The following is a 19,242-nucleotide window of genomic DNA, read 5'->3' on the forward strand; positions in this document are numbered from 1 at the left end:
CCCAGGTTCAGCAGACGGCCCTCCGACAGCACGATGATCACCTTGCCGTCCGGGAACGTCCAGGTGTGCACCTGCGGCTTGACCTCGTCCTTGACCACGCCGTCGATCTTCGCCAGGCCGGCCATGTCGATCTCGTTGTCGAAGTGACCGATGTTCCCGACGATCGCCTGATGCTTCATCCTGGCCATGTCCGAGGCCATGATGATGTCCTTGTTGCCCGTCGTGGTGATGAACAGGTCCGCCGTCTCCACCACCTCGTCCAGCGTGGTGACCTGGTAGCCGTCCATCGCCGCCTGGAGCGCGCAGATCGGGTCGATCTCAGTGATGATCACACGCGCACCCTGACCACGCAGGGACTCCGCGCAGCCCTTGCCCACGTCCCCGTAACCGCAGACCACCGCGACCTTGCCGCCGATCAGAACATCGGTGGCGCGGTTGATGCCGTCGACCAGGGAGTGGCGGCAGCCGTACTTGTTGTCGAACTTCGACTTGGTCACCGCGTCGTTGACGTTGATCGCCGGGAACAGGAGGACACCGTCACGCTGCATCTCGTACAGACGGTGCACACCGGTCGTGGTCTCCTCCGTCACACCACGGATCTCGGACGCCAGACGGGTCCACTTCTGCGGGCTCTCGGAGAGGGTGCGGTTCAGGAGACGGAGGATGTGGCCGTACTCCTCGCTGTCCGCGGTGGACGGGTCCGGGGCCGCGCCGGCCTTCTCGAACTCGACGCCCTTGTGGACCAGGAGGGTGGCGTCACCGCCGTCGTCCAGGATCATGTTCGGGCCGCCGGTGGGGGAGTTCGGCCAGGTCAGGGCCTGCTCCGTGCACCACCAGTACTCCTCCAGGGTCTCACCCTTCCAGGCGAAGACCGGGACGCCCTGGGGGCTGTCCGGGGTGCCGTTGGGGCCGACGGCGATGGCGGCGGCCGCGTGGTCCTGGGTGGAGAAGATGTTGCAGGACGCCCAGCGGACCTCGGCGCCGAGGGCGACCAGGGTCTCGATCAGGACGGCGGTCTGCACCGTCATGTGCAGCGAGCCGGTGATCCGGGCGCCGGCGAGCGGCTGCGAAGCGGCGTACTCCTTGCGGATCGCCATCAGACCGGGCATCTCGTGCTCGGCGAGGGTGATCTCCTTGCGGCCGAAGGCGGCGAGAGAGAGGTCGGCGACCTTGAAGTCCTGACCGGCGGCGACAGTCGTCATTGCGAGCTGCTCCTCATAGGGGTCGAGGGGTTGGTTAGGGCTGGCCGGCGCTGCGGTCCGCGCGGCGAAGCGTCACGGGCTCGCGCACGCATACGACCCAAGGCGTATGGCACGGCGAAACCCGGACGTGCGCGCACGTCCGCGGCGCAGTCCGTCGGAGGCCCTCTCTCCCTCGGCCGGTCCACAGCTTCGGACCGCCCGACCGCCATCAGCAGCGACGTCTGGCTCTGGTCACGAATCTACACCGATCGGGTCGGCCGCCCACAGTCCGCCTGTGGCCGGAGTCCGGCCGGATCCGGCGCGCGTGGGGGGATTGCGGCCGGGGCCGCAACGGGAAGGGCCCCCGGACCGAGGCGGTCCGAGGGCCCTTCGCGTATGCCGGCGCGTCAGTGGGCGGCGTCCGGGCCGGGGCCGCCCGGGGTCGCGGCCGGGTCGGCGCCGGCCGCGGCGGCGGCCTCGCTGTAGACGTCCGGCTCCAGGTAGATCACCCGGGCGATCGGGACGGCGGTGCGGATCCGCTCCTCGGCGGCGTCGATCGCCGCGGCGACCTGGGCGGCCGTGTTGTCGTGCCGGACGGCGACCTTGGCGGCGACCAGCAGCTCCTCCGGGCCGAGGTGGAGCGTACGCATGTGGATGAGGCGGGTGACGGTGTCACCGTCGACGACGGCGGCCTGGATCTTCTCGACCTCTTCCACCCCGGCGGCCTCACCGAGGAGCAGGGACTTGGTCTCGGCCGCCAGCACCAGGGCGATCAGGATGAGGAGGATGCCGATGCAGAGCGTGCCGATGCCGTCCCAGACGCCGTTGCCGGTGAGCAGGGCGAGTCCCACGCCGCCGAGCGCCAGGATCAGACCGACCAGCGCGCCGAGGTCCTCCAGCAGGACGACCGGGAGCTCGGGGGCCTTGGCGTGGCGGACGAACTCCTTCCAGGAGCGCTTGCCGCGCAAGACGTTGGACTCCTTGATGGCCGTACGGAAGGAGAAGGTCTCCGCGATGATCGCGAAGACGAGGACGCCGATGGGCCAGTACCAGTCCGTGATCTCGTGCGGGTGCCTGATCTTCTCGTAGCCCTCGTAGATCGCGAACATGCCGCCGACCGAGAAGAGGACGATCGAGACGAGGAAGGCGTAGATGTAGCGCTCACGGCCGTAGCCGAAGGGGTGCTGCGGGGTGGCCTCGCGCTTCGCCTTCTTGCCGCCGACGAGCAGCAGACCCTGGTTGCCCGAGTCGGCGAGCGAGTGGACGCTCTCGGCGAGCATCGACGAGGAGCCGCTGAAGAGGAACGCCACGAACTTGGCTACTGCGATCGCGAGGTTCGCGGCGAGAGCCGCCACGATCGCCTTGGTTCCGCCTGACGCGCTCATGGGTGCAGGGTGTCCCTTCGTTCCTTCGCTGATGCTGCCGGTGCCGCCCGGTGCTGCCCGGCACTGCCGGTGCTGCCGGTGTTACGGCGGGACATTGTTGCAGCAGCGGGCGCGCGCGGTGCGTCAGGCCTTCACTGTGGCTCGGAAGACCGTTCCGGTACCGGACAGTTCGACCGTTTCGCCCGCCGGGACGAAGACCGACTGACCGGGCGTGAGGGTGAACTCGCCGGCCTTCGGCCGGCCTGCCGTCGACAGGAGGATCTGGGGGGTGGAGGCGGTGATGTCCGTGGGCGCCGCGCCTTCCGGGCGGACATACCGGGAGAGGCGGAACTCGTCGATCGGGGTGTCGTAGACCTCCTCGCCGGAGGGTGAGGCCTCGGGGCGCAGCACTCCCGGGTCGCCCGCCTCGAAACGGACGACGCGCAGGAGTTCGGGGACGTCCACGTGTTTGGGGGTCAGGCCGCAGCGCAGCACGTTGTCGGAGTTGGCCATGATCTCGACGCCGAGTCCGGCGAAGTACGCGTGCGGCACGCCGGCGCCGAGGAAGAGGGCCTCGCCGGGCTGCAGCCGGACGTGGTTGAGCAGCATGCCCGCGATGACGCCCGGGTCGCCGGGGAAGTGGTGCGCGACGGCGGCGAAGGGGGCGTACGGCCCGCCGAGGCGTTCCGCGGCGGCTGCGGCTTCGGTGACGGTGTGGGCCATTTCCTGCGGGTCGGCGGTGAGGACGGCGGTGAGCATCTCGCGCAGGGCCGCCTCCTCGGGGTGGGCGTGGAGGAGGTCGACGTACGGCTTGAGGGAGTCGACGTCCAGGCCCGCGATGAGGTCGGCGGCCTCGACGGGCGGGCGGAAGCCGCACAGGCCCTCGAAAGGCGTGAGCGCGCAGATCAGTTCGGGCTTGTGGTTGTCGTCCTTGTAGTTGCGCTCGGGGGCGTCCATGGGAATGCCCACGCGCTCTTCGGCGGCGTATCCCGCCTTCGCCTGGGCGAGGTCCGGGTGGACCTGGAGGGAGAGGGGGGCGCCGGCCGCGAGGATCTTGAAGAGGAAGGGCAGGCGCGGCCCGAACTTCTCGGTCGCGGCCGGTCCGAGTTCGCGCACGGGGTCGGCGGCGATGAGCTCGTTCAGCGCGCCGCGCGAGGTCTGCGAGGGGGCGCCGGGGTGGGCTCCCATCCACAACTCGGCCTGCGGCTCACCGGTCGGGGCGATGCCGAGGAGGTCGGGGATGAGGGTCGTGGAGCCCCAGGCATAGGGGCGCGGGGCATTGGTGAGGCGGTCCATGGGTGGCGATCCTCGACTCGGTACGTGGCTTGTACGTGGGCGCTGGACGGCTGGCTCGTGGCGTGGACGTGTACGCGTACATGTGCGTACACGTCCCCGTTCATGTTCACGTCTCCGTTGACGCGTACATCGACGTGCGCGTTCACACGTCTCCACGGCTCCGCGTCAGGCGTGGCCGCTCGTCGCCAGAGCCAGGTAGCCGGCGGCGAAGTCGGTCACGGCGAGGAGCTCCGCGAGGGTCTCCAGCTCGCTGCCCTCCTCCGGTTCGAGTTCGCTGATGGCGGTCTCGTGGCTGAGGGCGAGTTCGCGGGCGGCGGGGGCGGCGGTGAGGCCGCCGTCGATACGGTCGCGAAGCAGCAGGACGCGGGCGCGCAGGGCCTGGGGCTCTTCGACGCGGTCGCGGAAGAAGTCCTCCGGGTCGGCGCCGGCCGCGAAGTCGCCCGCGAGGAGCACGCCGTGCGCCGGGAGCGCCTCGGGGAGTTCGGCGGCGAGGGCCGGGAGTCCGGCGAGTTCGGCCAGTACGGCGGCGAACCGGCGGCCGACCGGGGCCGCGGTGCCCTCCGTCCAGATGAGCGGAAGGGTGTCGGCGAGCTCGGCGGCGAGCGTCTTGGCGGGATTGCTGTACGTCGCGATGGCGGGGCCGCAGCGTTCGGCCATGCTGTCGAGGCGGTCCGCGACGTTCTGGAGGGTTTCGGGGGGCGCGCTGATCAGCCCGACCCGGTCCAGGAGCGCGACGAGCGGGGTGAACAGGGCCCAGAACGCGCCGGGGCTGGCCGATGCCTGCGTCTCCCCGTACATCTCCTGCGGACCGGACGCCATCGGCACCACCAGGCCGTGGACGCCGTTGACCGCTTCGGAGAGCGGGGAGCGCTGGGGGGCGACGGCGACGACGCTGCAGCCCCGGCGGTACGCCTGCTCGGCGAGGAGGGCGAGGCCGGGCTCGGAGCCGTCGGTGGTCGCGATGAGGAGCAGGTCCACGGAGCCGGCCCAGCCGGGAAGGGCCCAGCGCAGGGCGCCCGCGGCGGGGGCCACGCCGGTGGGGTGGAGGCGGGTGACCGGGGCGGAGGCTCCGGCGAGCGCGGCGATCAGGTCGGCGACACCGGTCGCGGCGGTGCCGGGGCCCGCGATGAGGACGGCTCGGGGGCGGCCCTCGGGGCTGAGCTCGGAGATCCCGGCCTCGGCGGCGTGCCGGGCTGCGGTACGGACCCGCGCGCCGGCCTCCGCGGCGCCGCGGAGCAGACCGCGGCGGTCGGCGCGGGCGAGGGCTTCCGGGGCGTCGAGGAGTGACTCGTCGAGCATGGTGGTGGGCCTCCGATTCGCCGTGCGGGTGCGGGTACGGGGCGCGTCTGCGGCGCGACGCGGTGGGCGGGGCGCGGTTGGCGGGCGCGGGCGCGTCAGGCGGGGCGGCGGGCCTCGTCGACGAGGAGGACGGGGATGCCGTCGCGTACGGGGTACGCCAGGCCGCAGTCCTTGCCGGTGCAGATCAGTTCGGGGGTGTCGGCCGCCGATGCGTCGCTGAGGGGGGCGTGGCAGGCCGGGCAGGCGAGAATCTCCAGGAGACCGGCTTCGAGCGGCATGGGGTTGTCCCTTCGAACATGGGGTTGGGGGTGCGATTCGGGATGCGGTCGGTGATGCGATTCGGGATGCGTTGGGCATGCGGTTTAGGCCACGTCAGCCTACCGCTGGGGGGCGGGGTGCGCGGCTCGGCGTGGCGGGGGTGGTGCCCCCCGCCGGGCCCCCGGGGCCCGGTGCCCCAGGCGGGGTGCCCGGTATCCGCCGAGGCCGGTGGCCCTGTGGGTCCGTGGGCGGGTGCGGGCCGGTGGGTGGGTTGTGCCCACCCGTTCCGCCCTGCGGAACGACTGCCCACAACCGGTCACATGCGGATCAAGGTCAGGGCCTCGTCGCGGATTTTGGTCATCGTGCCGGGGTCGCGGGCCTCGACGTTGAGGCGGAGGAGGGGCTCGGTGTTGGAGGGCCGGAGGTTGAACCACCAGTCGGCGGTGGCGACCGTGAGGCCGTCCAGGGTGTCGAAGGTGACCCCCTCGCGGTCGGCGAAGGCCTCGCGGACCACACTCATGCGGGCCGCCTGGTCGGTGACCGTGGAGTTGATCTCTCCGGAGGCGGCGTACCGGTCGTAGCGGGCGACCAGCTCGGACAGGGGGCCGTCCTGCCCGCCGAGGGCCGAGAGGACGTGGAGGGCCGCGAGCATGCCCGTATCGGCGTTCCAGAAGTCGCGGAAGTAGTAGTGGGCCGAGTGCTCGCCGCCGAAGATCGCGCCGGTGCGGGCCATCTCCTCCTTGATGAAGGAGTGACCGACACGGGTGCGGACTGGGGCGCCGCCGTGTTCGCGTACGACCTCGGGGACGGACCACGAGGTGATCAGGTTGTGGATCACGGTCCCGCCGGGGTGCTTCGCCAGCTCGCGGGCGGCCACCAGCGCCGTGATCGCCGACGGGGAGACGCTTTCTCCCCGCTCGTCGACGACGAAGCAGCGGTCGGCGTCCCCGTCGAAGGCGAGGCCGATGTCCGCGCCCTCCTCGCGCACCCGGGCCTGGAGGTCCACGAGGTTCTTCGGGTCCAACGGGTTGGCCTCGTGGTTCGGGAACGTGCCGTCCAGCTCGAAGTACATCGGAACGAGGTCGACGGGCAGGCCGGCGAGGACGGTGGGGACCGTGTGGCCGCCCATGCCGTTGCCCGCGTCCACGACGACCTTCAGCGGGCGGATCGAGCCGAGGTCGACCAGGGAGCGCAGGTGGGCGGCGTAGTCGGTGCGCGTGTCACGCTCGGTGACCGAGCCGGGGGCGGGCGCCGCGGCGGGCGGACCCGACAGGATCCAGGACTCGACCAGCGCGCGGATCTCACCGAGTCCCGAGTCCTGGCCCACCGGCGCGGCGCCCGCCCGGCACAGCTTGATGCCGTTGTACTGCGCCGGGTTGTGCGACGCCGTGAACATCGCACCCGGGAGGCCGAACCGGCCGGACGCGAAGTACAGCTGGTCGGTGGAGCAGAGCCCGATCAGGGTGACGTCGGCGCCGCGGGCGCAGGCACCGCGCGCGAAGGCGGCGGACAGCCCCGGTGACGACGGGCGCATGTCGTGGCCCACCACGATCGCGGCGGCCCCGGTCACCTCGACGAAGGCCGCTCCGAAGAGTTCGGCCAGTGTCTCGTCCCACTGCTCGGGCACCACTCCGCGGATGTCGTACGCCTTCACGATCTGTGACAGATCAGCAGCAGCGGAAGTAGCCACGGCCCAACCCTCCTGAAGTCCCTGCGGTCACCACAAACTACCCGCAGCTGCCCGGTGGGCACGCTCGGGAGCAGACATAAGTTACTCAGGAGTCGGGCGAACGCAGTACTCGGAGGTGGCCGCGGCGTGCGACCTCCATCGGATCCGCCCGGCGAGGACCGCCGCCGCCCGCCTGCGCGGCCCGCTCCTGGGGGCGTGCCGCCTCGCGGACGGCGTTGGCCAAGGCTTCGAGATCGTCCCCGCTGGGGCGGGCGGGGGCGGAGCCGTCCGAGAGGCGGACGACCTCCCAGCCGCGCGGGGCGGTCAGCCGCTCACTGTGCTCTGCGCACAGGTCGTAGCAGTGGGGCTCGGCGTAGGTGGCGAGCGGACCGAGGACCGCGGTCGAGTCGGCATAGACGTACGTCAGTGTCGCGACGGCAGGACGGCCGCACGCGGTGCGCGAACAGCGACGTACAGGGCTCACGACGTTGGACGGTACCGCACTCTTGAGCGGGCCGCGACGACTCTCCACCAGGTCACTCCACCGTGTCGTGCTGTGACGTCCGGCACAGGCGCCTTCCGGGCAGCTGCCCTGACCTGCGCGGGAGGAGGGCGGACCGGTCGGCGGCCGGGTGCGATTCGGTCAGCGCTCGACATAAAACGCGTCATTCGGAGCGAGAGCCGCGATCGCGCGGAGGTACGGAATCGAGCCCATGCCTGGCCGGTTTGTTCAAGAAACGACAAGGCATCGAGGGCGGAGCGACATGCCGCGCGACAGGCGCGCGAGCCCGGTACGCGCACGCCCCGGAGAGCTACTCTGCGTCAGTGATGGACAGTCCCGTACCGCCCCGACCGACCGAGCCCAGGGAACCGAGGCCGCGCCGCCGCGACCGCCACGGGCGCGGAATGCGCGGGCCCGTCGCCCCGCCCCAGGTACCGCTCTCCGCCAGCCGTGCCGAGACGTTCCGCGATCTCGTGCAGGACTCCGTCGAGCGTCTGGAGCGGCGCTGGCCTCAGCTGAGCGATGTGGAGTTCCTCGTCATGGAGGTGCCGGGGTCGCTGGACGAGACCGTGCCGCTGGGCAGCTCGGTGCCGGCCGCCAAGGAGCGGCCGGCGCGGATCATCGTCTACCGGCGCCCGGTGGAGATCCGGACGAAGAACCGCGACGAGCGCGCCCTGCTGGTCCACGAGGTCGTCGTGGAGCAGGTGGCGGAGCTCATGGGGCTCTCCCCGGAGTCGGTCGATCCCCGGTACGGGCAGGACTAGCCGGGCCGGTACGCCGGACGCGCCTCGGGCCGGTCCGCCCTACCCGAGCGCGGCCTGATCCGCCGGGCGGGGGCAGCCTGGGGCCGGTCCCGCGGCCTGACCCGCCGGACAGGGCCTGGTCCTGTCCGGCGTACGAGACGCGGCCCGGTGCGCCAACCCGCCCTAGTCGCCGAGGACCGTGAGGTCCTGCTCCGCCGTCGGAACCGCGACCATGCCCCGGTCGTCCGGCAGCGTCTGGACGGTGAACATCTCGATGCCGTCCTGCGGGAGCAGGAGCGTACGGGCCGCGTGGACCGGGCCGCCGCCGGGCTGCGGCTCGACGGTGAGGGCGTACGAGCCCTTGAGGCCGGCCGGGACGGGCGGGGTGATCGCGAGGGTCGTGCCCGCCTTGATCGTGTACGTCTTGACGACCTGAGTGCCGCCCTCCGTACCGGCCGAGGCCGTGACCTTGACCTCGGCGGCCGCGCCCGGGGCGGCCAGGGACAGCACCGAGCCCTTGGCGCGGTTGTCGGCGGCGGTGGCCCGCCCGCTCACCGGAGCCGTCGCGGGGATGAAGGCGACCTCCTGCTTGTCGCCCTTGCCACGCGTGACCTGGAGCGCGGCGACGACGGGGGTCGCCTTGCCACTCTGGGAGGGACTGAGCAGGAGTGAGCCCGCCTCGCCCTTGGTGACGTCCTTCAGATCGGCGAACGCGGTCATGCCCGACTTGACGCGCAGGCTCTCGGCGCCCGCCGGGGTGATCGTGCCGGACGCGGTCGCCAGCCGGATCTTCAGGTCGGCGTCGGCCTCGCCGGGCGCGAACGCCACCAGCCGCACCGAGGTCGCGTCCGCGGGGATACCGGGCATGACGAGCTGGCCGGACGGGTCCGTGGAGGCGGGCAGCCAATCGCTGCCGGTCGCGTCGCCCGCGGCCCGTACGACCGCGCCCACCCGGCCCTCGCGCGTGGTGACGTGCACCGTCACGTCCTCGGCGGGCTCGGCGGCCAGATAGGGAATCAGTACCCGCGTGGTCGCCCCGGGCTTGACCTTGATCCCGCCCGGCTCCTGCTTGGACTTGAGCAGGCCGTCCTTGCCGTAGAGCTCGATGTCGACCGTGGCGACGGTGTCGTCGTCGGGATTGGTGAGGTGGACGTAGTCCTGGCGGTCCTTGGCGAGGCTCGCGCCCGGGAACCAGAAGTCGGTGTCCGGCGCGGTGCAGCTCACTCCGAGCACGCCGCGGCCGCTGCCGGCCGAGACCGTGGTGGTCTGCTGGGTGGTCCAGCCGGGGGCGAGGCGGCCGGACGCGGTGCCGACGAGCGCGGGGGTGTCGCTACCGCTCTCCTCGGCGGCGACGGGCTTTCCGGGCTCCTTGAGGGTGAGGAGGGGCTTGTCAGGGGTCCTGGGAGCCGGCTTCTTCGCCTTCTCGTCCTTCGCCGCGTCCCCCTCCTCCGTCCCGTCCTTCTTCTCGTCGTCCTTGGCCGGCTTCTCCTCGGGCTTCACCGGGGACGCGTCCGCCAAGGTTCCGACGGAGGGCTTCAGTTCGGCCGAGGACTCCGCCGCGGGGTCAGCCGCCGCCCCGGCTGTCCCGCCGCCGGCCGGGGTGAACGACGTGTACGTCGTCTCCGCGATGTCGGAGGTGCCCGGCGCGGGGCACAGCAGGCTGGAGCGTTCGACCGGCAGCCGGGACGGTGTCCCCGCCTGTGCCTGCGTGTCCGGCTGCCCGGCGTCCGGAGCGGTGAGCGCGGCGAATCCGGTCACGGCCGCGAGGGCGGTGGCGGCGGCGAGGAGGGAGAGGGTGGTGCGATTCACTGGTTGCTGCTCCCGTCGGGACGCTGCTCGGTCTCGTAGCCGTAGGGGTCGTACTGGCCCGTCCGGTACGGGTCGTCCGGGTACTGGCCGTACTGCTGCTGCTGCTCGTACTGGCCGTAGGGCTGCTGCCCGTACTGCTCCTGGCCGTAACTCTGCTCCTGGCCGTAACTCTGCTGCTCGCCGTATCCGTGCTGCCCGGCGTACTGCTCGCCCGCGTACCCCGGCCACTCGCCGTACTGCTGTTGCTGCGGCACAGCGGCGTACGGGTCCGGCGCGGCGGATTCGGGCTCCGGAACCGGCTGTGGTTCAGGCACCGTCGCAGCCGGCTCGGCCGAGGCTCCCGCCGCGGCCGCCTCGGCCTCCGCCTGCGCCCGGAGCCTGCGTGCCCGGCGTCCCTCGCCCTCGACGGGCTGGGCCGGGATGGCGGTCTCCTCCTCCGGCAGGTCGTCGTCGACCTCGCGGCGACGGCCGGGCAGGGCGAGCACGAGCAGGACGACGGAGAGCGCGCCCTGCGTCCAGACCCAGGCGGTGTGGGTGACCGGGTCCTCGAAGGTGAGGTCCAGCCGGCCGCCCTCCGTGGGGAGTTCGAAGCCCTGGGCCCAGCCGTCGACGGTCTTCTTCGTCAGCTCGCGGCCGTCGAGCGTGGCCCGCCAGCCGTCGTCCGCCCGGTCCGCGATGCGCAGCACCCGCCCGGACGGGCCCGACGGGATGTCCGTGTGGGCCTCGACCGGCCCGGCGGCGACCGGCAGCGGGTCCTCCTTGCCGTTGACGATGACCGCGCGGGCGATCTGTCCGTCGACCTCCCACAGGGCGACGCCGTCGAGCTCGCTGCTCCGGTTGAGGCCCGGGGTGGCGTCGAGGACGCGGCTCATCTCGCGCGGCGAGCCGTCCCGTACGAGGACGTACTTGATGGCGAAGCCGCCGAGCTGGTCGGTCTGGTCGGCGCCGGAGCCAGCGACCAGGTTGGCGACGACCTTGTCGAGACGGGGGTCGGAGCCGCCCGTCTCGGTCAGTTCGGCGTCGCCGAGGCGGGCGCCGGAGCCGCGGACCAGGGTGTAGGAGACCTTGGCGGCGGAGGTTCCGGCGAGGACGAGGGTGCGGGGCTGGTCGCGCTGGCCGCTCATGTACGCAACGTTCGCCGGGACCTGCACCGGGTCGCGGCGCTCCAGCGGGCCGGCGGCCCCGCTGATCATCCAGCTGACGGCGGCGAGCAGCGGGGCGGCCACGGCGGCCAGCGCGATCAGCGCGGCGACGGGCTGGCGCCAGCCGAAGGACTCGGCGGCGACGCGCTCACGGGCGCCCTCGGCACCGAGCACGGCGGCGGCGATCAGTGCGATGCCGTAGACGAGGGTGGCCGGTCCGGCCCAGCCGGAGCCGTTGGTCAGGGCCGCGAGGACGAGGGCGACGAGCGCGACGGCCCAGGCCGAACGGATCGCGCCCTGCCGCTCGCCGCGCAGCAGGGCGGCCAGCGCCGCGAGGACGACGCCGATGAGCACGAGCCCGCCCAGCGCCTTCGGGCCACCGGGGCTGATGCCGAGCAGATCGAGCGCGGAGGCCGCTCCCGTACCGAACTCCAGGCCCGCTTCGCGGAAGAAGCCGGACGGGCCGGTCAGCAGGGACAGCGACCAGGGCGCGAGGATCAGCAGCGGGGTGCCGACGACGGCGAGGACGCGCAGTGCGTACGCGGTGATGTCGTCGCGCCGCAGCACGAGGGCGGCGACGCCGAGGACGAGCGCGAGCGGCCACACGATCGGGGTGAAGGCCATCGTGAACGTCAGCAGCAGGGTGTACGCCCAGGTGGCGCGCCAGCTGCCGCGCCCGCCGTCCGCCCGCCCGGCTCCGTACGCGGCCATCGCCGCGCGGGCGATCAGCGGCAGCACGATGGCGAGGACGGCGGTGCCGAGCCGGCCGGTGGCCAGGGCGCCGGTGGCGGCGGGCAGGAAGGCGTACGCGACGCTCGCCCAGGCGCGCAGCAGCCGGGATTCGACGAGCGGCCGGGAGGCGAAGTACGCCGTGACCCCGGCGAGCGGGACCGAGCAGACCATCAGCACGGTGAGCGCGAGGCCGGTGGAGCCGAGGAACAGCCCGGAGAGGACTGCCAGCACGGCCAGGTAGGGGGGTGCGCTCTGGGTGCCGCCGGTGCCGAGGGGGTGCCAGCTGTCCGCGTACCGCCCCCAGAGGTCGGACACGTCGGAGGGTGCCGGGAGCAGCGCGCCGCCCGCGAGGGAGCCGCCGCCGAGCAGTCCGCGGCAGGCGACGAGCGAGACGATCAGCAGGATCGCGAACAGCACGGGGCCCGGCTTGCGGGCGATCCGCTTGAGCCTGGCGAACTGCTCGATCTCCAGATAGTCGGCGTCGTCACCGCCGGGTCCTGATTCGACGACTCCGTGGCGGGAACCGCCGGAGTCGGAGTCCCGGCCGGCTCCGAGGCTGCTCGCGATCTGTTCGACCGTGGCGCGCACGGTGGCGCCGGGCGGCGGGAAGAGCGGTCGCAGTTCGCCCGCCTCGACGGCCGGCTTTCCCCGTTTGCGGCGGGCGGCGAGGATCCGCTCGGGCCGCAGGAGCGTCTTGGACAGGCCCATGACCTCGTCGACGGCCTGGCCCGGTGCCTTGCCGACGAGATAGGCGAGGGTGCGCAGCAGGGTGCCGATGACGAGGCGGAGCAGTACGTAGGGGAGCGCGCGGCCACGGGCGTTGGCGAGCAGTGTGTAGACGGCGCCGGCCTTGTCGACGCGGTGGGGGCTGGCGACCGAGCGGCCCGCGCAGTCGACGGTGCGGCGCTCGCGGGCGGCGGCCTCGGCGTGGCGCAGGACGGCGTCGGGGGCGACGAGGACGCGGTGTCCGGCGGCGTGGGCGCGCCAGCACAGGTCGACGTCGTCGCGCATGAGGGGCAGGCGCCGGTCGAAGCCGCCGAGCTGCTCGAAGACGTCGCGGCGGACGAGCATGCCGGCGGAGGAGACGGAGAGGACGGAGCGGACCTGGTCGTGCTGGCCCTGGTCCTGCTCGCGGCGGTCGAGTCCGGTCCAGCGGCGGCCGCTGTTGGCGATGGAGACGCCGGTTTCGAGGAGCTGCTTGCGGTCGTACCAGCCGCGCAGCTTGGGGCCGATGACGGCGGCGTGTTCGTCGGAGTCGGCGACGCGCAGGAGTTCGTGGAGGGCGTCGGGTGCGGGGGCGCAGTCGTCGTGGAGCAGCCAGAGCCACTGGACCGGTTCGCCGTGGGGCAGTTCCGGCATGTCGTACGCGTCGTCGCGCCAGGTCCTGCTCACCGGGTCCCAGCCGCTGGGCCGCTTCAGATAGGGCAGGTCGTCGGGGGTGAGCACGCCGGCGGTGCGGGCGGCCTCCTCGACGGCGGCGCCGAATCCGGTGCGCCGGGCGAGGTGCAGGACCCGGTCGGCGCCGAACGCTTCGGTGACCAGGCGCGCGGAGTCGTCCGCACTGCCGGTGTCCGCCGCGACGGCGTTCTGTACGGGGCGTTCCTGGCCGAGCAGCCCGGCGAGCGCGTCCGGCAGCCAGCGGGCACCGTCGTGGGAGACGAGTACGGCGGTGACGACGTGGCGCGGGAACTCGGGGGCTTGGGCGGGAAGAAACGCGTCAGTGGTGGCGGACATCGAGGTACGGGCCCTCCGGCCGGGTCGCCCCGCGAGGGGCGCTGGAGCGTCTGGGACGGGGCCCCACACTAACGGCTGACATGGGGACGGTCCGCCGCCTGTGGACAGAGCCGGGGCAACGGACCGTTCTTACGTACAGGTGTGTGCTGTTTGGTCGGACAGCGTGCTCAAAGAGAGCAGCCGGGTGGCGTGGCCGGACGCCGTGGCCGGATGCCGTCGTCGGACGGCGTGGTCGGACAGCCTGGTCAGACAGCCTGGTCAGACAGCGGCCTTCTTCAGGCGGCGGCGCTCGCGCTCGGACAGGCCGCCCCAGATACCGAATCGCTCGTCGTTGGCGAGGGCGTACTCGAGGCACTCGGAGCGGACTTCACAGGCGAGGCAGACCTTCTTGGCCTCACGGGTGGAACCGCCCTTCTCGGGGAAGAAGGACTCGGGGTCGGTCTGGGCGCACAACGCGCGCTCCTGCCAGCCGAGTTCCTCGTCCGCGTCCTCGACCAGCAGTTGTTGGAACAGCTCGGTCATGTGCGCCCCTCGTCTGTCTTTTCGTCCCCGTGATGCGTAGCCGCTACCGATTTCGGCCGAACGACACGAGTGAAATTACAAGTGTGTGGATCCGAGCGAGTCAAGCCGAGATCTGCTATTGGGCCCGGTATTCACTCTGCGGAACCAAGGCTATGCGGAAAGTGTTCAAATCACCAAAAACCTGACACATGCCACCGGCCTGGCCGTACCCCCACTCCCCCTCGGTCCGGCACCGGCGTTCACCGGTCCTCACGAGGAAGGACGTCGCGCGGTTCGATCTTGTTGCGATCCAGCCACACAAGCGATCCGGATCACAGTCCGATCACGAGCGCACAACGGCGTTTAAGAGCACGGTTGCTGCGCGATGTCTCCGCCCTCGCGGCTGCACAAACCTTTCTCCGACCGGAGTAACCGGATGAGGTGAAACATTACCGCCAAATCGGGCATTGGGTTGACATCTGGGACCGTCTTCGCCACCTTGGGAGGCATGCCAGCGACCACAGCGCCCTCCGCGACCCACGCCCGTGGGTCCCGCCGCGCTGTCCAGGCGCGCTGTTGCTGTTGCTGTTCCAGCTGTTGATGCCCTAGCGCTCCGGCTTCCCCTCCTCCGCCGTCGGCGGAGATTCGCGACACCCCAGCACTGATCCTTCTTCTCTGCCGAGGAACCACCGCACCATGAACAGCAGCGACAGCGACCTCCAGATCGCCGGCGACATCCTCGAGGTCCAGCACCTCCTCCAGCCCGCCCGCGAGCACCCCGCGACCGTCGCCGAATTCGTCGGCCTCGCCCGCTCCATCGCCGCCGACCGCACCCAGTGGGCCCATCTCGTCCAGTACGACGCCACCGCCCGCTGGTACCACCGGCTGCGCACCGGCCCCGGCTACGAGGTCTGGCTGCTCTCCTGGGTCCCCGGCCAGGGCAGCGGCCTGCACGACCACGGCCCGTCCTCCGGCGTACTGACCGTCCTCGAAGGCGAGTTGACGGAGCGTACGACCTCGGACTCGCGGACCCTGTCCGCCGGCGCCCAGCGCGCCTTCGCGCCCGGATACGCGCACGAGGTCGTCAACGACTCGCTCGAACCCGCCGTCAGCCTGCATGTCTACTACCCGGGCCTGACCGAGATGCCGATGCACGCCTCGACCTGCTCCCCGGCCCAGCAGGATGTCGTACCTGCCTGAGACGCCCTCCCGTCGCCCCACCCACCACCCCTCATACGAACAGCCTTCGGCTGAGAGACTGTTCTCATGCGCATTGTGGTTCTGGCCGGCGGCATCGGCGGTGCTCGTTTCCTGCGTGGCCTCAAAGCGGCCGCTCCCGAAGCCGACATCACGGTCATCGGCAATACCGGTGACGACATCCATCTGTTCGGGCTGAAGGTCTGCCCCGACCTCGACACGGTGATGTACACGCTCGGCGGTGGCATCGACGAGGAGCAGGGCTGGGGACGTACGGACGAGACCTTCCAGGTCAAGAGCGAGCTCGCGGCGTACGGCGTCGGGCCGGAGTGGTTCGGGCTCGGCGACCGTGACTTCGCCACCCACATCGTCCGTACGCAGATGCTGGGCGCGGGCTACCCGCTGAGCGCCGTCACCGAGGCGCTGTGCGCGCGGTGGCAGCCCGGGGTGCGGCTGCTGCCGATGTCCGACGACCGGGTGGAGACGCATGTCGCCGTCGAGGTGGACGGCGAGCGCAAGGCGATCCACTTCCAGGAGTACTGGGTGAAGCTGCGTGCCTCCGTCGACGCGCACGCGGTCGTGCCCGTGGGGGCCGAGCAGGCCAAGCCCGCGCCGGGCGTGCTGGAGGCGATCTCCGAGGCGGACGTGGTGCTGTTCCCGCCGTCCAACCCGGTGGTGAGCGTGGGGACGATCCTCGCGGTGCCGGGCATCCGGGAGGCCATCGCGGAGGCGGGCGTTCCGGTGGTCGGCCTCTCCCCCATCGTCGGGGACGCGCCGGTGCGCGGCATGGCCGACAAGGTGCTGGCGGCGGTCGGTGTGGAGTCGAGCGCGGCGGCCGTGGCGAAGCACTACGGCTCGGGGCTGCTGGACGGCTGGCTCGTCGACACCGTGGACGCGGGCGCGGTGGCGGAGGTCGAGGCCGCGGGGATCCGGTGCCGGGCCGTGCCGCTGATGATGACCGACGTCGACGCGACGGCCGCCATGGCGCGTGCGGCGCTGGCCCTCGCGGAAGAGGTACGGGCGTGACGCCGCCGTCGTACCGGGTGTGGGCGCTGCCCGGGCTGCCCGAGGTCCGGCAGGGCGACGACATCGCCAAGCTGATCGCGGCGACGGAGCCGGGGCTGGTGGACGGGGACGTCCTGCTCGTCACGTCGAAGATCGTGAGCAAGGCGGAGGGGCGGATCGTCACCGCCGACGACCGCGAGGCGGCGATCGACGCGGAGACGGTACGGGTCGTGGCGCGCCGCGGCACCCTCCGCATCGTCGAGAACCGGCAGGGGCTCGTCATGGCTGCGGCCGGAGTGGACGCCTCCAACACCCCTGCGGGGACGGTGCTGTTGCTGCCCGAGGACCCCGACGCGTCGGCGGCCCGGATCCGCGAGGGGCTGCGGGACACGCTCGGCGTGGACGTGGGCGTGATCGTCACGGACACCTTCGGGAGGCCCTGGCGCGCCGGGCTCACCGATGTCGCGATCGGGGCGGCCGGGGTGCGTGTCCTCGACGATCTGCGGGGCGGTGTCGACGCGTACGGGAACCCGCTGAGCGCGACCGTCGTGGCGACCGCGGACGAGCTGGCCGCCGCCGGTGACCTGGTCAAGGGGAAAGCTGCCGGGCTGCCGGTGGCAGTGGTGCGCGGGCTGGCCCACGTGGTGGCGCGGGGGGACGGCTGGGACGGCGAGCGCAGCGGGGACGGCGGGGGCGGTGCGCGGGCGCTGGTGCGTCAGGCCGCGGACGACATGTTCCGGCTCGGCACGTCGGAGGCCGTACGGGAAGCGGTGACGCTGCGGCGTACGGTGCGGGAGTTCACGGACGAACCGGTCGATCCGGGGGCCGTACGGCGCGCGGTCGCCGCGGCGATCACCGCGCCCGCGCCGCATCACACGACGCCGTGGCGGTTCGTCCTGCTGGAGTCCGATGAGTCACGGGTGCGGCTGCTGGACGCGATGCGGGACGCGTGGATCGCGGATCTGCGGCGCGACGGCAAGTCCGAGGAGTCCGTCGCGAAGCGGGTGCGCCGGGGCGATGTCCTGCGGAACGCGCCCTGTCTGGTGGTGCCGTGTCTGGTGGCGGACGGCGCGCATGTGTACGGCGACGCCCGGCGGGATGCGGCGGAGCGCGAGATGTTCGTGGTCGCGGCGGGCGCCGGCGTACAGAACTTCCTGGTGGCACTGGCCGGTGAGCGGCTCGGGTCGGCGTGGGTGTCCTCGACGATGTTCTGCCGCGAGGTCGTGCGGGAGGTGCTGGGGCTGCCGGAGAGCTGGGACCCGATGGGGGCCGTGGCTGTGGGGCGGGCCGCGGGTGCGCCGAGGAAGCGGGCGGTGCGGGAGGCGGAGGCGTTCATCGAGGTGCGGTGACCGGTGGGCCCTGGGGGCGCGGGGTCCCGGGGGCCCGGACAGGGCCCGGGACCGGCCGACGGCGCGGGCCGGGTCGGCGGTCCTGCGGACCGGGCTGGGGTTTCCGGGGCTGGGCCGGGGGTCCCCGGGGACCGGGCGGAGTCAGAGTTCGGCGATGTTGACGCGTGGCATCTTGGGCTTGCGGCGCGGGGGTGTGCGGCCGCTGAGGAGGATCAGGCGGGCGGCGCGGTGGCGCTGGCCCGCGTACGGCTCCAGGAGCGCGAGCATCGCGGCGTCGTCGGTGTCGCGGTCGCCCGCGAGGGCGTAGCCGACGATCCCCGGGAGATGCAGATCGCCGGTGGTGACGGTGTCGGGGGCGCCGTTGCTGCGCTGGACCGTCTCGGCGGAGGTCCAGGGGCCGATGCCGGGGATCAGCTCCAGGCGCTGCTGCGCCTGCTCGGGCTCCATGGCCGCCGCCTCCTCCAGACGGCGGGCCACCCTGGCCGCGCGCAGGATCGTCGAGGCGCGCTTGTTGTCGACGCCGGAGCGGTGCCACTCCCAGGACGGGATCAGCGCCCAGGTGCGGGCGTCCGGCATGACGTACATCCGCTCGGGCGCGCCGGCGGAGGGGCCCGGCGCCGGCTCCCCGTACTTCCGGACCAGGAGCCGCCAGGCGCGGTAGGCCTCGTCGGTGGTGACCTTCTGCTCCAGGATCGACGGGATCAGGGACTCCATGACCAGGCCCGTGCGGGTGAGGCGCAGCCCCGGGCGGCGGCGGTGTGTCTCCGCGAGGAGGCGGTGGCGGGGCTCGAAGGCCGCCGGGTCGTCCGAGTCGCCGAGCAGCGCCGGGAGTTGCTCCAGCAGCCACTCGGCACCGGGGCCCCACGCTTCGGCGTGCACGGCGCCGTCCCGTGCGGTCACGCGGAGGGTGCCGGGGCCGGCGGGGGTGCGGGTGGCGCGCCACACGTCGCCGTCCGGCGTCGTACGGAAGGTGGGGTCGGCGGGTCCGCGTCGCAGCGGGCCCAGGACGAGACCGAGGTCGAGGGGGCCGGGCGGGGCGTAGCGGCGCCGCTGCCCACCGCGGGGGGCCGTCGACGTGGTCCTGGGCGCGGGGACGGGCACCTCGCCGCCGCGCGTGGTGGTGCGGGTGGAGGTGGAGGTGGGGCGGGGGGTGAAGCGTCCGGCCACGGGTGGGGTCCTCGGGTTGGTGTCCCTTTGAGGGTAGGGGGTGGGTCGCTGCGGCGGAGGGGTGTGCGCGACGCGGCCGGGGCGGGCGCCTGGGGCGGGCCACGCGGCGGAGCCGCAAATCGATACTGCTCCCCTACCCGCCCTCCCCCAGAGCTTCGCCTGGGTGGGGGTACCCCCGGCGAAGCCAGGGGGAGTACCCCCATCCCGAAACCGGGGCTCCGCCCCAGACCCCGTCTGCGGGGGCTCCGCCCCCGGACCCCCGCCGGGGCGCTGCCCCGGACCCCGCGCCTCAAA

At 72.6% G+C, this 19,242-nt stretch carries 15 protein-coding genes; 4 read left to right on the forward strand and 11 right to left on the reverse strand.

Annotated features, from left to right (window positions below; all coding sequences use genetic code 11):
• The 7 genes from ahcY to ABT342_RS36100 all read right to left on the reverse strand — a co-directional run.
• Positions 1–1,202, reverse strand: a 1,202-nt coding sequence (gene ahcY, locus ABT342_RS36070; RefSeq protein ID WP_351583150.1) for an adenosylhomocysteinase, incomplete at its 3' end; no start/stop codon positions are given.
• Positions 1,203–1,588: 386 nt separating this feature from the next.
• Positions 1,589–2,566: a cation diffusion facilitator family transporter gene (locus tag ABT342_RS36075; protein WP_351583153.1), complete on the reverse strand. Its 978-nt coding sequence runs from the start codon at positions 2,564–2,566 to the stop codon at positions 1,589–1,591.
• Positions 2,567–2,689: 123 nt separating this feature from the next.
• The gene (manA, locus tag ABT342_RS36080) at positions 2,690–3,841 is read right to left on the reverse strand and encodes a mannose-6-phosphate isomerase, class I (RefSeq protein WP_351583156.1); all 1,152 of its coding nucleotides are present in this window, start codon (positions 3,839–3,841) and stop codon (positions 2,690–2,692) included.
• 165 nt (positions 3,842–4,006) lie between these two features.
• The gene (locus tag ABT342_RS36085; RefSeq protein WP_351583158.1) at positions 4,007–5,140 is read right to left on the reverse strand and encodes an SIS domain-containing protein; all 1,134 of its coding nucleotides are present in this window, start codon (positions 5,138–5,140) and stop codon (positions 4,007–4,009) included.
• Between the two features lie 95 nt (positions 5,141–5,235).
• Positions 5,236–5,418: a Trm112 family protein gene (locus ABT342_RS36090; protein WP_351583160.1), complete on the reverse strand. Its 183-nt coding sequence runs from the start codon at positions 5,416–5,418 to the stop codon at positions 5,236–5,238.
• Positions 5,419–5,714: 296 nt separating this feature from the next.
• Complete coding sequence (locus ABT342_RS36095) at positions 5,715–7,088, reverse strand: phosphomannomutase/phosphoglucomutase (RefSeq protein WP_351583163.1); 1,374 nt, start codon at positions 7,086–7,088, stop codon at positions 5,715–5,717.
• 85 nt (positions 7,089–7,173) lie between these two features.
• Positions 7,174–7,599, reverse strand: coding sequence for a DUF3499 domain-containing protein (locus tag ABT342_RS36100; protein ID WP_351583166.1), 426 nt, complete (start codon positions 7,597–7,599; stop codon positions 7,174–7,176).
• Between the two features lie 296 nt (positions 7,600–7,895).
• On the opposite strand from ABT342_RS36100, the gene ABT342_RS36105 reads away from it, so the two are divergent.
• On the forward strand, positions 7,896–8,333 hold the full coding sequence (locus ABT342_RS36105) for a metallopeptidase family protein (protein WP_351583168.1): 438 nt from the start codon (positions 7,896–7,898) through the stop codon (positions 8,331–8,333).
• Between the two features lie 162 nt (positions 8,334–8,495).
• Here the strand turns inward: ABT342_RS36105 and ABT342_RS36110 are convergent, their stop codons facing one another.
• From ABT342_RS36110 to ABT342_RS36120, 3 genes are all read right to left on the reverse strand, one after another.
• Positions 8,496–10,121 (reverse strand): DUF5719 family protein, encoded by a 1,626-nt coding sequence (locus ABT342_RS36110; protein WP_351583170.1) that lies wholly within the window; start codon positions 10,119–10,121, stop codon positions 8,496–8,498.
• Positions 10,118–13,729, reverse strand: coding sequence for a glycosyltransferase family 2 protein (locus ABT342_RS36115; protein WP_351583172.1), 3,612 nt, complete (start codon positions 13,727–13,729; stop codon positions 10,118–10,120). The genes ABT342_RS36110 and ABT342_RS36115 overlap by 4 nt, the downstream gene beginning before the upstream one ends.
• 258 nt (positions 13,730–13,987) lie before the next feature.
• Entirely contained in the window at positions 13,988–14,251 is a 264-nt protein-coding gene (locus tag ABT342_RS36120) for a WhiB family transcriptional regulator (protein ID WP_017945871.1), read from the reverse strand.
• Between the two features lie 675 nt (positions 14,252–14,926).
• On the opposite strand from ABT342_RS36120, the gene ABT342_RS36125 reads away from it, so the two are divergent.
• From ABT342_RS36125 to ABT342_RS36135, 3 genes are all read left to right on the forward strand, one after another.
• Entirely contained in the window at positions 14,927–15,430 is a 504-nt protein-coding gene (locus tag ABT342_RS36125; protein ID WP_351583176.1) for a cysteine dioxygenase, read from the forward strand.
• 66 nt (positions 15,431–15,496) lie between these two features.
• Complete coding sequence (gene cofD, locus ABT342_RS36130) at positions 15,497–16,453, forward strand: 2-phospho-L-lactate transferase (protein WP_351583179.1); 957 nt, start codon at positions 15,497–15,499, stop codon at positions 16,451–16,453.
• Positions 16,450–17,781, forward strand: a complete 1,332-nt coding sequence (locus ABT342_RS36135; protein ID WP_351583182.1) for a coenzyme F420-0:L-glutamate ligase — start codon at positions 16,450–16,452, stop codon at positions 17,779–17,781. The genes cofD and ABT342_RS36135 overlap by 4 nt, the downstream gene beginning before the upstream one ends.
• Positions 17,782–17,922: 141 nt before the next feature.
• Here the strand turns inward: ABT342_RS36135 and ABT342_RS36140 are convergent, their stop codons facing one another.
• Positions 17,923–18,948, reverse strand: a complete 1,026-nt coding sequence (locus tag ABT342_RS36140) for a DNA-3-methyladenine glycosylase family protein (RefSeq protein ID WP_351583185.1) — start codon at positions 18,946–18,948, stop codon at positions 17,923–17,925.
• Between the last annotated feature and the right edge of the window lie 294 nt (positions 18,949–19,242).

The sequence above is a fragment of the Streptomyces sp. NPDC000410 genome (assembly GCF_040300305.1).
Classification (GTDB): domain Bacteria; phylum Actinomycetota; class Actinomycetes; order Streptomycetales; family Streptomycetaceae; genus Streptomyces.